This window comes from Flavobacterium sp. PL002, assembly GCF_054165825.1.
Genome location: NZ_CM135110.1, coordinates 1280539 through 1295141, shown reverse-complemented (window position 1 = coordinate 1295141; position 14603 = coordinate 1280539). Strand labels below are relative to the sequence as shown.

The following is a 14603-nucleotide window of genomic DNA, read 5'->3' as shown; positions in this document are numbered from 1 at the left end:
AAATTTTTACTGAATTACCAATCGATAATAGTCCAATTATAATGAAATTAGATAGAAAAGAAGTTCTTAAAGCTTTAGAAACAATTACTATTGCTGGAGAAGGAAAAAATATGGTAGAAAGTGGTGCCATAGCAAACGTAATCACTTTTGGAGATGAGGTAGTAGTAGATTTAATTTTGAATACTCCGGCAATGCACATTAAAAAACGTGCTGAGGATGATATTAAAAAAACTATCCTTGAGTTAATTTCTCCTGACGCAAAAATCAAAATAAACAGTAAGGTGCAAGCACCTGAAAAGGCCGAAATAAAAGGAAAATCAATTCCTGGAATAAAAAATATTATTGCTGTAGCCTCTGGTAAGGGAGGAGTAGGGAAATCTACTGTTACTGCAAACTTAGCAGTATCATTAGCAAAAATGGGATTTAAAGTTGGTGTATTAGATGCTGATATTTATGGTCCTTCAATGCCAATCATGTTTGATGTTGAGAATGAAAAACCAATCTCAGTAAATGTTGACGGGAAATCTAAAATGAAACCTGTTGAAAGCTACGAAGTAAAAATGCTTTCTATAGGTTTTTTCACAGCACCTAGCCAAGCAGTTATCTGGAGAGGTCCTATGGCTTCAAAAGCGTTGAACCAAATGATTTTTGATGCTGACTGGGGAGAACTAGATTTCATGTTAATCGATCTACCTCCAGGAACAGGAGATATTCACCTTTCGATCATGCAATCACTACCTGTTACAGGTGCAGTTGTTGTGAGTACACCGCAAGCAGTAGCTTTGGCCGATGCTAAAAAAGGAGTATCCATGTTCTTGTCAGAAGCGATTAATGTTCCCGTTTTAGGAATTATTGAGAATATGGCGTACTTTACACCCGAAGAATTGCCTAATAATAAATATTACATTTTTGGACAAGAAGGAGCAAAAAATCTTGCCGAAGATTTAGACGTGCCATTCTTAGGAGAAGTTCCGATTGTACAGTCTATCCGTGAAGCAGGAGATTTTGGACGTCCAGCAGCAATGCAGGAGGGGTCGATTGTCGCTAAAGTTTTTGAAGATATTACTCGTAAAGTCGTTGAAGAAACGGTTAGAAGAAACGATAGTTTACCTGCTACCGAAGCAATTAAAATCACTACCATGGCAGGATGTTCTGCGGTAAAAAAATAATAAGATTTATTACTATAAATCTTTAAATACAATAAAATGACAACAGAAGAATTAACAATTGAAGTTCAAAAAGCACTGGAGGAAATCAGACCTTTTTTAAACTCTGATGGAGGAGATATTTCCCTTGTTTCCATCGAAGAGGACAAGCATGTTAAGGTGCGTCTTGAAGGAGCGTGTACTAGTTGTAGTGTGAACCAAATGACGCTTAAAGCGGGTGTAGAAACAACAATTAAAAAGTTTGCACCACAAATTGAAACTGTTGAAAATATAGCATAGATTTTGGGCATGACCCCTTTTATAAAAAAGGCTTATTTGCTTTGCGGTGATAAGCCTTTTTATAAAAACGGTCGGGCTATACGCGCTACTTCGGTAGCTAGCTGCTATCCCTCATGCAACTTAGTACTGTAATCATAACCAAACCTAAAACATAACACCCAATTACATGGATGTACTTATAAAAATAAAAGACCGTGAAGGAGTTGTGCATGAACTGCAAGCGCCTACTGATATGGCAATGAATATAATGGAATTGTGTAAAGCTTATGAGCTGCCCGTAGAGGGAACTTGTGGCGGTATGGCCATGTGTGCTTCTTGTCAATGTTATGTGCTTAATGATGTTGCTTTGCCTGAAATGGGTGATGATGAAGAGGCAATGCTTTCAGAGGCTTTTTACGTAAAACCAAATAGTCGTCTCGGTTGTCAAATACCTATTACCGAAGATCTTGAAGGGCTAGAATTAGAACTAGCTCCAGAAAATTAATTAAAAGCTCCTTATTGGAGCTTTTTTATTGGTTAAGAATTACAGCTGCCTTTGGTGCAATACTTTGTGTAAATAAAGTATATGCAGTTTCGGATGGATGCAATCCGTCAATAGCAACTAGCGAGGGATTTGTTAGTCCGTTTTGGGAAATAGTTGTGATGTTGCTAAATGCAATGCCGTTCTCATCGCAATACTTTTTTGCGTAGGCATTATACAAACTAATTTCTGCTGAAATTGTATCAAATTTACCCGAGAGCTGACCATAAGGAGTGTAAGCATAATCAGGGATAGAGATCACTATTACGTTTGCCTTATTTCCTTTTGCGTAAGCGATACTTCTATCAATAAGATAGGAAAATTCTTTTTCATAAACTGCAAAATCAATGTTTTGAAATTGATTGTTTACACCTATCAATAAAGTGACCAAGTCGTAGTTAGTTGCTGGATTTTGGACGTCGATCGCGTTTATTAAATCATTAGTAGTCCATCCTGTTCTAGCGATTACTTTTAATGAAAAGTTATTCTCCGTATTAGTGTTTCTTAAAGCTTCTTGAAGTTGTTCTGGGAATTTACAAGTTTCGCACACACTTTGACCTATGGTATAACTGTCTCCTAGAGCCAAATATTTTAGAGTATGATAGCGGGTAATTACTTTATCAATACTGTTGGGAGTAGTATTCGCAATGTTTTCATTTAGAAAAGTGGGTTTCTTTTCTGTAATTTGGTTTTCACTACTGCAAGCCGTGAAAAGGCAGTTTGCAAAAACCGCAACTGCTATTAGAATTTGATTTTTCATTTGCTTTAAATTAAAATTCAATATGTACTAATAACAGTTACGCTAATTGCTGTATTTTGGTTTTATGCAACAACTTCTTTCGCTAAAATTGTTTCTTCAATGGCGTCCCATAAACCAATTCTTTTTTCAAGTGCAAGGATAGAAACTTGTTCTACTTCAGTCCATTTTTGTTCGTCGTCTCCACAAAGTTCGGTGATCATTTGCATTGCCATTGGACCATGTTCATCGGCATCTAGTTCAATATGTCTTTCAAAATAGTAAATCAATTTTGATAAGTCGGTATCTGGGAAATTCTCCTGGAAATTTTTCAATATAGCGGTAAACATACTTGGTATTAAATCTTCTCTTCCAAAGGTGAATGCAGCAGCGATCTCGTGTGGTTTTCCTTCTTCGATAACTCTAAAAGTAAAATCAAGAAAAGCTTTTATATTGGGATGTAAACTACTTGTTTTAATCGCTACAAATATGTTTTGTAAAGAGTTGATTTCTGCTAAGAAGTTATTAATATCTGCTGTATTTGCACCACAATCTTCCATAGCTTCAATGTACATTTCGTAATGACTTTGGTGGCGACCGTCCATACTCAAATCAGATTCTTCAGCAAGAACAATTTCGTTGATTAGGTAGCGCGTTTCGGGATTTTCGGTAGCAAACCAAGGAGTAGTTGTGCATGTTAATTTTGCTTGAAGCGCCTTTAATAAAGACATAAAGTCCCAAACAGCATAAACATGATTTTCAAGAAAACATCGTAAATCGTGTACAGTTTTTACTTTTTTATACAGTGGATGTTGCAACAAGGCTTCTTTTTGAGGCTGAATTTTGTTGTTGATGTTCTGGATGGTCATACGTTTTAATTTTGCGTAAATATAAAAAAGCTTCTCGTTTCCAAGAAGCTTTTATTATCAATTTTACAAATACTTTAATAGTTGTTGCAGCTTTATTTAAATGCTGGAATCCCAGTAATGTCCATTCCTGTGATTAATAAATGAATATCGTGTGTTCCTTCATAAGTAATCACCGACTCTAAATTCATCATGTGGCGCATGATAGAATACTCGCCGCTAATTCCCATTCCTCCTAAGATTTGTCTGGCTTCACGGGCAATATTTATTGCCATATCTACATTGTTTCTTTTGGCCATAGAAATCTGAGCTGTTGTAGCGCGTCCTTCATTTCTAAGTACTCCTAATCTCCAAGTTAGCAGTTGTGCCTTTGTGATTTCAGTAATCATTTCAGCTAGTTTCTTTTGTTGTAATTGTGTTCCTGCAATAGGTTTGTCAAATTGTATGCGCTCTTTTGCGTAGCGCAACGCCGTGTCATAACAATCCATAGCGGCTCCAATTGCTCCCCATGCAATGCCATAACGAGCAGAATCTAAACAACCAAGCGGTGCTCCTAATCCTGATTTATTAGGAAGTAGGTTTTCTTTAGGAACTTTTACATTGTCAAATATCAATTCACCAGTTGATGAAGCACGTAGTGACCATTTGTTGTGTGTTTCAGGAGTTGTAAAACCTTCCATGCCGCGTTCAACGATCAAACCGTGAATTCTTCCTTCTTCATTTTTAGCCCAAACTACTGCAATGTCTGCAAATGGCGCATTAGAAATCCACATTTTGGCACCATTCAATAGATAATGATCGCCCATATCTTTAAAGTTGGTAATCATGCTCCCTGGGTCTGATCCGTGATTAGGTTCAGTTAAACCAAAGCAGCCCATGAATTCACCAGTAGCTAACTTGGGTAAATATTTCATTCTTTGCTCTTCGTTACCGTATTTCCAAATAGGATACATCACTAACGATGATTGTACAGATGAAGTAGAGCGAACACCAGAGTCACCACGTTCAATTTCTTGCATGATTAAACCGTAAGAGATTTGGTCTAAACCAGCACCACCATATTCTTCAGGTATATACGGTCCAAAACCACCAATTTCTCCAAGACCTTTGATAATTTGTTTTGGGAATTCCGCTCTTTGAGCGAAGTCTTCAATTATAGGTGATACCTCTTTTTTAACCCACGCACGAGCAGAATCGCGCACTAGTTTGTGCTCATCAGTTAGTAAGTCATCTAAGTTATAGTAATCTGGAGCTTGAAATAAGTCTGGTTTCATGGTTTTGCTAATTTGTGTGTTACAAATTTACATAAAGAAATATAACAAAACGATTAACATTTGTTATATTTTTAAATAAATTATCACTACTATCCGAAAGTTTTGAATAAAATCTAAAAAACCTTTGGTAGGTTCTGATTTTGTTTGTTTTATTGTTTTTTACTGAGAAAATAAGTCAGGTTTAAAGACCATTTTGTTTTGGTTAATCACTTTTTTAGCCCCTTCATTTACTTGATTGCACACATATTCAATACTTAGGTAAAAAGCCAAACACACTCTTATTTTTTCAACAAAATTAGAAAATGTTTTTACTTTCTTTGCGATAGTTCTGTTTATGAGTTCTAATAACAAATAACTGATTAAGGCTACATATATTTGAGATTTGACGGCATTTTCACTAGTGCCTAAAAATGTTTTTATTTGTAAATTTTGTTTCATTGCCTTGAAGAATAATTCAATATCCCATCGTTTTTTATATAAATCTGCTATTGTTCTAGCGGTCCAATCTAAATTGTTGGTTATGATATGGATTACCTTGTTGTCTTCTGCTCTAAAAACAGTTACAAGTCTCAAACTATGCTCATTTATCGTAGTTTCTATGGCTTTTTTACCTGACAAAGTAATTATTTCATCCTTTAATATATCTTGATCTTTGTCAAGGGGTAATTCTAATTCTTTAATTATTGTGTAATCAGTATTAGTCTTTATTCGGGTCACAAATATATTTTGAGCAAATATTCTATTGAGCATCAAAGCAAAATCAAAATAAGCTCGATCCTCAACTATGATTGTTTTTTTTGGAAAGATGCTTTGTCCTAGACCTTTACTGTCGTGTATTTTTGCCTCTGTAATGTTTATTAAATCAGGAATCTGAAGGGCATCATCAAAACAAGTATGTATTTTAAGACCTCCTTTTGCTGTCCGAAACTTTGCCCAATCAAACATCGATAAACACAGACTAATAGTGGTACTGTCAATCAATTTAATGCTATGGATAATGGTTCGATGATTATCCTTTTTCAAAACCTTATCATAGTGGCTCAGTAGCCTTATGTACAAGGATTCATATACTTCCCAAGTTCGTTTTTTATTACCATCACTCATTGTAGATCGAGCTGGAGATTGACTTAATCCCAAATCATTTATAAAACTTTGACAAACCCCAATTCCAGTAGAAATATCACTCAAAGTATAGCATTTATTGAGCTGTCCGAAAGTTAAAGCTACGAATTGGTCGTAAGTCTTGTATTTGCTACAGCCCTTGTCACTTTGATGCTTTTTGATACACGATTCTAAAATCCAACGCGGGACTAAATCTAAAATTTGCCCGAGTAAAGGTTTATTGTTATTTTTGTTACGCTTGAAGAGTCCCATAAAATTATTTTATTTTTCGCAAAACAAAAATAAGGGATTCTCAGGCATTTTTAATTTCAGACTTTCGGATAGTAGTGATAAATTATATGATTAATGAAAATAAATAGTAGCGGTATATAGGAATAATTTTCTCGCTCTTGTGCACGGTTCTCCTGCTGTAACATCGATTTGAGAAACTTTATTGAGAGCTGATAGATAGCAATATGTAACATGAAGCAATAAGTCTACTAAAATAAGTTAAAGTTCTTGTGCTTATTATCTTTAATAAGTAGTATTTTTAAAGTAAATAACCAGTCTCGTTAATTGTAACAAATAGTATAATATTATGAAATCAATTTTATTTAAACTTGTTTGTATTGCATTTTTAATCTTCACTTTCTCCTCATGTAATGGTTATATCACATATTACAATAAAGCAAACACCATTGATAGAAAATTTAAGGCTAATCATGACACCATTGCTTTTATAAAAAGTTATGATAAGCTATTTAAAAAATATAACCCACCCCAGAGTAATTTTGCCTTTAGTAAATTTGAAACCTACATTGCTTATGCTGATAAGTATGGCAAAAACTTTGGAGGAGAGGAAAGTTTGTATAAGCTACTCGATTTAGTAGCTCCTTATTATAGCGAACATTATAAGACATTGTTGCCTATTTGTGCAAAGTACGGTATAGACAGTTTAAGTGTTGAACGAAAAATAGCGAGTAGTAAAAACAATTTGAATAAACGACTAATCGATTCTTTTTCTGTTGCTTTTAGTCGCGACCAACAACTAGGGCGTTCAAATTCTTTAAACACTGTTAAAAATGATCGAATAAATGCCAAACTTCTTAAGTGGACGATAGAGAATTATGGTTATCCCTCGCCACAAAAAATAGGGCTAATCGGAAATGATGGTGTGTTTATGCCAATGCTGACATTTATGAGTCATATAGGTGGTAATGTTCCAGAATATTATCCTTATTTTAAAGATGTATTATTGAAGTATGTAAAATCTGGAGAATGTTCTCCAAATGAATACGGAACAATGATAGATCGACATGAATATGTAAATAAACGGGAAATCATCTACGGTGAATACTTGTTTAATTTTTCAGGTCTTAAAAAAGTAAACCGTAAAAGGAGAAGTATTGGTTTGAAAAGGACACGTAATGCAGTGCAATAAAAGAGGAGGAGTAATTAAGGTTAAAAAAAGGATATTAATTTTTTCAATATACCACGAACTTACAATAAACAAAGATGCAAGTTGGTTAGCTTTGGAATCTTAGTTAGAAATCAGTTTCAAATCAAACAGATGAATGATTGTGTGATATAATGCCTTTATATTGGGTGCTACATCTTTAAATAAAAATCCTTTGTCAAAGCAATGTATTCGGGAGTATAATTGTGTCGGCTAATTTCTATAGTTAATTCATCAACAGGGATATCAGTAATTTTATTTCGACTAAAAGCGAGTAAACTACGTTTGATTTCGCTTGTAGGAGTGCCTTTAACACGGGTGATTTTTACAGGATATAATTCTGCTTCAACAGCTAGAGCTATAAATTGCTCTTCCTCTTTGAAGGGAATAATGGTCGAAAAAATTCCGTCGTCAGACAAGAACATTGCGGCAGCTTCAATTAAATCTTCAAAAGGCATGGCGTCTTGAAAACGAGCTAAATCACGTTGCTCATTATCCGTTTTGTAATCTTCAGAATAAAATGGGGGATTGGAAACAATCAAATCATATTCGTCTTCAGGCTCTTCGATAAATTCATCTAAACCTGCGTGAAAACAGAATAAGCGATCGCTCCAAGGAGAGTTTTCAAAATTATCTACTGCTTGTTCATAGGCTTCTTCATCAATTTCAAGGGCGTCAATTTGCTCAGCATTGGTTCTCTGTGCTAACATCAAAGCAATAATACCTGTTCCTGCGCCAATATCTAATACGCTAAATGGGTTATTGGTAATGGGAGTCCAAGCGCCAAGTAAAACACCATCGGTACCTATTTTCATAGCACAACGATCTTGGTCTATAGTAAATTTTTTGAATGAAAATTTAGACAAAACAAATATTTTATAAATTAAACCAATAAGGAATTAAGAGGGGAAAGGAAAAAATTTAATGAACCTTAATTTCTTAATGGTTCAAAAAATCACTTTAAAGATACATTTCGACTAAACCTTCTGGCAAGTCCATGATTACTTTTTTATTTTCTCTGTCAATTTTGATAAGGAAATGGTCAATCATTGGGATAAACATTTCCACTCCATCTTGAATAACTTCAAATAAAGGTTGGGCAGTGGTATCGTTTACGGATTGGATTTCTCCAATAATCCCTAATCTTTTATCCTCGATTTCAAAACCAATCACTTCGTGAAAATAGAATTTGTTACCGGTAAGTTTTGGTAACATTTTTAACGGAAGATAGAGATCGTTGCCTAAAAGGGCATCTGCTTCTTCTTCGTTATTGATATCTTCAAATCGCACGCGAAGAAAGTCGTTTTTATGTAGTGAGCTACTTTCAATAAAAAAAGGAACCAAGTGTTTGTTGCATTCAACAAACACTGATTCCAGATTTTCGTACAACTCAGGTTCGTCCGTGTCTAAATAAGCCAAGACTTCACCTTTGAAGCTGAATTTTTTGGCGATTTTACCTAAATAGAAACAATCTTCTTTACGCATCTTCGCTTTTTAAATTTATGCTTGAGTTTCTTCGTTGTTTTCTTCAGCAGCAGGAGCTTCTTCAGTAGATGCTTCAACTTCTTCAGCAACTGGGTTTGCAGCAGCAATAGCATCAGCTTCTGCTTGTGCAGCAGTAGCTAAACGTTTTGCGTTTACATCTTGTTCTGCTTTGAAAGCTTTTGCTTTAACATCAGCTTGCGCTTTTGATAAACCATCTTTCTTAGCATCAACAGTTCCATTTTTTGCATCTAACCAAGCAGTTAATTTTGCATCAGCTTGCTCTTGAGTTAGGGCACCTTTACGGATACCACCTTCAAGGTGATGTTTCAATAACGCTCCTTTGTAAGAAAGAATAGCTTTTGCAGTATCAGTTGGTTGTGCACCATTGTTTAACCATCTTACTGCACTATCAAGGTTTAAGTCGATAGTTGCTGGGTTTGTATTTGGATTGTAAGTACCTATTTTCTCTAAGTATTTACCATCTCTTTTTGAGCGTGCATCTGCAGCTACAACCCAGTAAAAAGGTTTTCCTTTTTTACCGTGTCTTTGTAATCTAATTTTTACTGACATAATCTATATGATTAAATTTTGAGGTACTCGACCTCGATTAATTAAGGGTGCAAAGATACTCTTTTTATTTAAAAATGCTAACGGCTATTTGTTATTTTAAATTTGAATTATTTCTAAATCTTTTATTAGGATTATTGAAGGCTAAGAATCTGATTTATATTGATTTTGCTGATTTTAATATTGTGATTTTTTTAAAAGAATGAACTACTTTTAAAAGTAAACCATAGTTAGTTTTGCTAGCAGCTATGTTTGTAAATTTAATATTGGTTTTAATATTTGTTATTAGAGCAGAAGCATACTGCTTTTTGAAACGATTTTTCACTAATAAAACGACAATATTATTTCATTTTTATTGCTGTTTTTAGAACTTTATTGATAGGTTTTTATAAAGTTAACAAGAGTTAAAGTGATGAATAGATTTGTTTTAGGGGTTAATTTTTCCTTTAAATGACCTGTTTTGAAACTTAATTTGGTTTTAAATCAAAATAAAAGCATAAATAAGCTAATTTATAGTTGATTAGAAAAAAATAAGAGTACATTTGTTGCAATTATTATAAATAAGTACATATGAATATTTTTGTTGGAAGCCTTCCATTCAGTATTGAGGAAGCAGATTTAAGAGAGTCTTTCGAGGCTTACGGAGCAGTAGATTCAGTTAAAATTATCACGGATAAATTTACAGGAAGAAGTAAAGGATTTGGTTTTGTTGAGATGCCAAATGATGACGATGCTCAAAAAGCTATTGACGAATTGAACGGAGCGACTGTTCAAGGACGCGCAATTGTGGTTAACAAATCTGAACCAAAACCAGAAGGAGAAAGAAGAAGTTTTAATAACAACCGTGGAGGAGACTCTCGTGGTGGTTATGGTGGTGGAAACAGCCGTGGTGGAGAAAACCGTGGTGGTGGAAACAGAGGAGGATATTAATATTCTTTTTTACAACTATAAAAAAAGGGGACAATGTAAATTGTCCCCTTTTTTGTTTTTAAACCAGTCTGGTTCTGGTTTTTTAAATGTAGCTTATTCTTTTTCTAAGAGCTTAATATCCTCTTTTAAAGACAGCATGCTCGATGGGTCTAAGCTGTTGTAGATTCCTCTGATAATTCTATTTTTATCTATTAAAACAAAATTCTCTGTATGTAAGAAGATGGAAACATCTTTGTTTTCGCCTAAGTCTTCTTCCACAAAGTAAAATTTCCTTCCTAAATTATAAATCTCTTCTTTCTCGCCTGTGAGTAGTTTCCATTTATTATAATTTACATCATTCTTTTGTGCGTATTTGGCTAGTACGGATACACTATCTTGTTCTGGAGTAACTGAGTGTGAAACAAGTAATACCTTATCATCTTTTATAAAGTCCTTTTGTAAGTCGTTCATACTTTTTGCCATCTTAGGACAAATTCCGGGACAAGAGGTAAAGAAAAAATCGACTACGCAAATTTTGCCTTTGATATTCTCTGCCGTAAATGGTTTGCCTTCTTGATCGATTAAATTAAAATCTCTTATCGAATGAAAAGAACCATCAGTAGGTAATTCCCATACTGGAGTAAAGTCGGAGGTGTTGTAGTAGGGCAGTTTTCTAGTTTCCTCTTTTTTTTGGCAAGAAATAAAAACTGTCGCAATCAATAGCAGATATAGTTTATTTATTTTCATTTGTAGGTAATTTTAATTTTCCGTCTAAAAGGGTGTAGCACAAATTAGATTTTTGTAATCCATAACGATGGCCGTCTTTTGCTTGATAGTTAATGTAGGGCTTTCCGTTTTCACGCCACGCTTTTTGCATGCCATCCTCAGTATCATTTTTAAATGTCAAAAACGAATATTTTCCGCCAGACTCATACCATTGCTTTTGCAATCCTTCGCGCTTATCATTGTTATAAACAAAATCATATTTTAGATTACCGTTACTCCAATATCCATAGTGCCTACCGTAAGATTTTCCTGCTTTGTAGCTCCTACTATCTTTAAGCTTTCCGTTTGGGAAGTAGGTTAGTGAGGCGCCTTCTTGTTTTCCTTTGTAGTAACTAAATACATCTTTTATTTGATCATTCTCATACATTTGCTGGATGTATCCCGAGTAAACAGTATTGCTTAAATAGACAATGCCGTTATCTAATTTTAAGTCTTTATTAGTAGACAAAATAGTGTCTATAGGAATCATAGTAGTGTTAACAACAAAAGAGGATGGTATTACGACCTCCTCCTTTGCTGATTTATTGTAACAAGATGAGCAGGTTACAATAAGTATCAAACTAACAATTTTAAGAAGTAAATGTTCCTTTTGTACCATAATAACTTCCTGCTTTTAAGATATAAAATCCCGAATTTAAATAATTTACATTCGAACAATGGTAGTGGTAAATTCCGTTAGGATATTCCGTCGTTGCTCCTGTATGTCCTCCATTTTCATCTAAGTCAGATGGGTAGGTTCCATTAGTATCTTGACGACCATATATAGGGAAGCCATCTCTTAACCAACCTATTAGTTTAGCGTCGTCCTTTGACGTGAAATCGCCATTAAAGTGATAGTGATATAATCCTCCTGGACCACTGTGTGCTCCAGCTCTGTCAAAAGTAGTAATCGTATTAGCATCTACAGGTACGTTACCACCTTCACGATCATTGTAAATTGCTACTCCGTTTAATGCCATACCTATAGGTCCTAGCGAGGTCGCTTCTTTAGTAGTTGCTGCCGCTGGATTGATAGGAATAGTCATGACAAATACTTGTGATTGTAAGCTACCTGGAGTTAATGTTTGTCCTTCTGTTTGCTCTTCATAAAGACTGTTTCCCACTCCCCAATAAGGAGTTACGTGATCAGGAGTACCGTTTGATTTCATTGTTACAGACGTACCATCAGAAGATAAAGTAACTCCTGCTTTGTAATTAGTGCTAAACACGGTAGGTACTGTTGCAGTCGAAGCTTCTTCTGTACTATCCTCAGATGAGGAACTGCTACATGAGAAAATACTAAGAGCAGTTAATAGAGTTATACTAATTTTCATGTTTTTATTTACTGAATTCATATTGGTTTATTTAAAAATTATCTTCCTCCCTCAGGACCTTTTCTTTCTGGTTTTGGTGCTTTTTTCAATTCTTCAAGAGTTAAATAACCATCTTTATCTGTGTCAATTTTTTCGAAATCATCTTTGATTGGTCCTTTTACCTCCTTTTTTGATAATTTTCCATCTTTATCAGCATCCATCTGTTTTATTAATTCTGCTGCTGTAGGTTGTTTTTTACCATCATGTCCTTGAGGTGGTTGTGCATAACTTGAAGTAGTTGCTAAAAGTACTATCGCTCCTAAAGTTAATTTTACTATTGTGTTTTTCATCATATTTTGATTTTGTGATTGTTACTGAGTACAAATATGCAGTAATAATTGAAGTGCTATTTTTGTATTCAGTGAATGAGGAATACTATTCAGTGAATAGGATAGTATACCAAATAATGTATTGTTTAAAATACCTGTTTTAGTCTTTTAAGGAGGTACAAGCTACTTTTGTATAGTTTATTTTAATAGTGGTAGTCGTATTTTGGTTGGCACCAAAAGGAATGCTTTTCGAATAAAATTGCATTTGAAAAGTAAGGTAGTTATAAAACAAAAAAGACGAAGGTGAATATCCCTCGTCTTTACTTTTATTTATGCATTGTACTATGAATCGAATGCCGTAACAAAGAAGTAGCTTCAAAACGCAAACAGTCATTAATGAGTTAGCGCTGAAGAAATCAGGTCACTCGGTTTCTTTTATTTTAAATAACTGTTCACAGCAGTAGTACGAGCAGTAACATGAGCGCTTAAAGCGTCTATTGCTGTTTGAAATTCAGCAGTGCTTCTTAAGAAAGTATATCCTTTAACTTCTTTAATTACATACGGTTTCACAAGTGCTCCATAACTTGCATAGGTAGCTTTTATAGTAGTTTCATTAAAAGCACTATCAATGACACTTTTTACATACACATCATACTGCGCTTTATAGGTTGCATCATTATATAAATACCCAATCAATGGCCATGACGTAGTGCTTAAGCCTGAGAAATTTAGAGGATATGAACCGCCTTGATTCCCTGTTTGCAATGCTTCATTATTATCCCATGGTATCCATGATAGTTTTTTGGTGTCTGGATTATTATATAAAAAATAGTTATGTGTCATTCTTCCATAGGTGTCCCAATTTTGAATTACCGTATTGACAGCTAAATATTTTAAAAACGTATCCGTATCAAAAAAAGATTCTAGGTTCGTTCTCCAAGCCGCAGTATCAGTGGTTCTAGTACTAGCATGTAAAGCCGTGAATAAATTTTGAATATCACTGTAATCTGCAGCATCTTCATTTGTTTTCTTTACAAATACATCCTTTGTAAAAGTTCCATCAGCAAAACTAGCTCCGGTACCATCTGGCTTGTATAAATTACCGTCGTTATTTGAAAATTCATCGATCAACGTATCATCTACCTCCTCAACCAAGGTATACACACCAAAATAAGTTGGTCCATCACCATGATCTACATAAACTTCATAAATAGCAGCATGCGAGCTTACTAAACCGGAAGCTCTAAAAATATCTGTTGCCACTTTTTCACGTAGCATTGATTTGTCATTATAATTGTTTTTTAGACTTAATTTTTTAAAACCATAAAAACGCTGATTATCTATTTGAGGGTAGGTTTCTTCGTATTCATCAAAATCTAATTTGAAAGATAATTTCAAGTTTCCGCTAGACCAAGTGGACTGTAAACTGGAATTTCCTTTAAAACGAACACCCACACGGTACCATTCTTTTCCGTTATAAAAAACTTCTGCAGGAACCATTATCGGATCTTCGTCTGATGAAGTAAGACCAGGACCACCTGAACTCGCGCCAAATGTGCCGTATGTAGCGGTCATGTCTGCAAGCATTTTTTTCCAGCGTGTACTCGTTATAACAATGTCTAATCTTTTTACAGTATTGTCTGCAAATACTTCTTCAAAATTAGGGTCTGCTTTTTTACTGTGGGTTTCTGTGGTCCAATCAGGAGTTTCAAAAACGGTGTCATCTACTTCAACTTCAACTTCATCGACCTCGTCAATGCTAGAGTTCTCTTTTGAACAAGATGTGATTATAAACAGTTGAAGCGTTGCTAAAATCAGAATGTTTAACTTTTTCATA

At 34.6% G+C, this 14603-nt stretch carries 17 protein-coding genes; 5 read left to right on the top strand and 12 right to left on the bottom strand.

The window, feature by feature from the left end:
- Positions 1 to 41 precede the first annotated feature (41 nt).
- From ACVEGE_RS05730 to ACVEGE_RS05720, 3 genes are all read left to right on the top strand, one after another.
- Positions 42 to 1169 (top strand): Mrp/NBP35 family ATP-binding protein, encoded by a 1128-nt coding sequence (locus ACVEGE_RS05730; protein WP_173856736.1) that lies wholly within the window; start codon positions 42 to 44, stop codon positions 1167 to 1169.
- Between the two features lie 36 nt (positions 1170 to 1205).
- Positions 1206 to 1445 carry a NifU family protein gene (locus ACVEGE_RS05725; RefSeq protein WP_173853741.1) on the top strand — a complete coding sequence of 80 codons (240 nt, stop codon included), beginning with the start codon at positions 1206 to 1208 and terminating at the stop codon, positions 1443 to 1445.
- A 166-nt stretch (positions 1446 to 1611) separates the two neighbouring features.
- Positions 1612 to 1929: a 2Fe-2S iron-sulfur cluster-binding family protein gene (locus tag ACVEGE_RS05720; RefSeq protein WP_173853740.1), complete on the top strand. Its 318-nt coding sequence runs from the start codon at positions 1612 to 1614 to the stop codon at positions 1927 to 1929.
- Between the two features lie 25 nt (positions 1930 to 1954).
- On the opposite strand, the gene ACVEGE_RS05715 is transcribed toward ACVEGE_RS05720, so the two are convergent.
- The 4 genes from ACVEGE_RS05715 to ACVEGE_RS05700 form a co-directional block, all read right to left on the bottom strand.
- The gene (locus ACVEGE_RS05715; RefSeq protein WP_192499725.1) at positions 1955 to 2725 is read right to left on the bottom strand and encodes an SGNH/GDSL hydrolase family protein; all 771 of its coding nucleotides are present in this window, start codon (positions 2723 to 2725) and stop codon (positions 1955 to 1957) included.
- Between the two features lie 62 nt (positions 2726 to 2787).
- Positions 2788 to 3570, bottom strand: coding sequence for a DUF3050 domain-containing protein (locus ACVEGE_RS05710; RefSeq protein WP_192499726.1), 783 nt, complete (start codon positions 3568 to 3570; stop codon positions 2788 to 2790).
- A 92-nt stretch (positions 3571 to 3662) separates the two neighbouring features.
- Positions 3663 to 4841 carry an acyl-CoA dehydrogenase family protein gene (locus tag ACVEGE_RS05705; protein ID WP_192499727.1) on the bottom strand — a complete coding sequence of 393 codons (1179 nt, stop codon included), beginning with the start codon at positions 4839 to 4841 and terminating at the stop codon, positions 3663 to 3665.
- A 159-nt stretch (positions 4842 to 5000) separates the two neighbouring features.
- On the bottom strand, positions 5001 to 6215 hold the full coding sequence (locus tag ACVEGE_RS05700; protein WP_192499728.1) for an IS4 family transposase: 1215 nt from the start codon (positions 6213 to 6215) through the stop codon (positions 5001 to 5003).
- Between the two features lie 325 nt (positions 6216 to 6540).
- Here ACVEGE_RS05700 and ACVEGE_RS05695 point away from each other — a divergent pair, with 325 nt between their 5' ends.
- On the top strand, positions 6541 to 7383 hold the full coding sequence (locus ACVEGE_RS05695; protein WP_192499729.1) for a hypothetical protein: 843 nt from the start codon (positions 6541 to 6543) through the stop codon (positions 7381 to 7383).
- 167 nt (positions 7384 to 7550) lie between these two features.
- Here ACVEGE_RS05695 and ACVEGE_RS05690 read toward each other — a convergent pair whose 3' ends face one another.
- From ACVEGE_RS05690 to ACVEGE_RS05680, 3 genes are all read right to left on the bottom strand, one after another.
- Positions 7551 to 8264 (bottom strand): tRNA1(Val) (adenine(37)-N6)-methyltransferase, encoded by a 714-nt coding sequence (locus ACVEGE_RS05690; RefSeq protein WP_225738025.1) that lies wholly within the window; start codon positions 8262 to 8264, stop codon positions 7551 to 7553.
- Positions 8265 to 8358: 94 nt separating this feature from the next.
- Complete coding sequence (gene rimM / locus ACVEGE_RS05685) at positions 8359 to 8883, bottom strand: ribosome maturation factor RimM (RefSeq protein ID WP_192499730.1); 525 nt, start codon at positions 8881 to 8883, stop codon at positions 8359 to 8361.
- Between the two features lie 15 nt (positions 8884 to 8898).
- Entirely contained in the window at positions 8899 to 9453 is a 555-nt protein-coding gene (locus ACVEGE_RS05680) for a 30S ribosomal protein S16 (protein WP_173853735.1), read from the bottom strand.
- Between the two features lie 567 nt (positions 9454 to 10020).
- On the opposite strand from ACVEGE_RS05680, the gene ACVEGE_RS05675 reads away from it, so the two are divergent.
- Positions 10021 to 10380, top strand: coding sequence for an RNA recognition motif domain-containing protein (locus ACVEGE_RS05675; RefSeq protein ID WP_173853734.1), 360 nt, complete (start codon positions 10021 to 10023; stop codon positions 10378 to 10380).
- A gap of 93 nt (positions 10381 to 10473) precedes the next feature.
- Here ACVEGE_RS05675 and ACVEGE_RS05670 read toward each other — a convergent pair whose 3' ends face one another.
- From ACVEGE_RS05670 to ACVEGE_RS05650, 5 genes are all read right to left on the bottom strand, one after another.
- Positions 10474 to 11106: an SCO family protein gene (locus ACVEGE_RS05670; RefSeq protein WP_173856754.1), complete on the bottom strand. Its 633-nt coding sequence runs from the start codon at positions 11104 to 11106 to the stop codon at positions 10474 to 10476.
- Positions 11093 to 11614 carry a toxin-antitoxin system YwqK family antitoxin gene (locus ACVEGE_RS05665; protein ID WP_225738026.1) on the bottom strand — a complete coding sequence of 174 codons (522 nt, stop codon included), beginning with the start codon at positions 11612 to 11614 and terminating at the stop codon, positions 11093 to 11095. Before ACVEGE_RS05665 ends, ACVEGE_RS05670 begins: the two co-directional genes overlap by 14 nt.
- 100 nt (positions 11615 to 11714) lie before the next feature.
- Positions 11715 to 12458, bottom strand: coding sequence for a YHYH protein (locus ACVEGE_RS05660; protein WP_173839342.1), 744 nt, complete (start codon positions 12456 to 12458; stop codon positions 11715 to 11717).
- 38 nt (positions 12459 to 12496) lie between these two features.
- Positions 12497 to 12787, bottom strand: coding sequence for an EF-hand domain-containing protein (locus ACVEGE_RS05655; protein ID WP_173856773.1), 291 nt, complete (start codon positions 12785 to 12787; stop codon positions 12497 to 12499).
- A 414-nt stretch (positions 12788 to 13201) separates the two neighbouring features.
- Positions 13202 to 14602 (bottom strand): CotH kinase family protein, encoded by a 1401-nt coding sequence (locus ACVEGE_RS05650; RefSeq protein ID WP_192499732.1) that lies wholly within the window; start codon positions 14600 to 14602, stop codon positions 13202 to 13204.
- Position 14603: the final 1 nt, after the last annotated feature.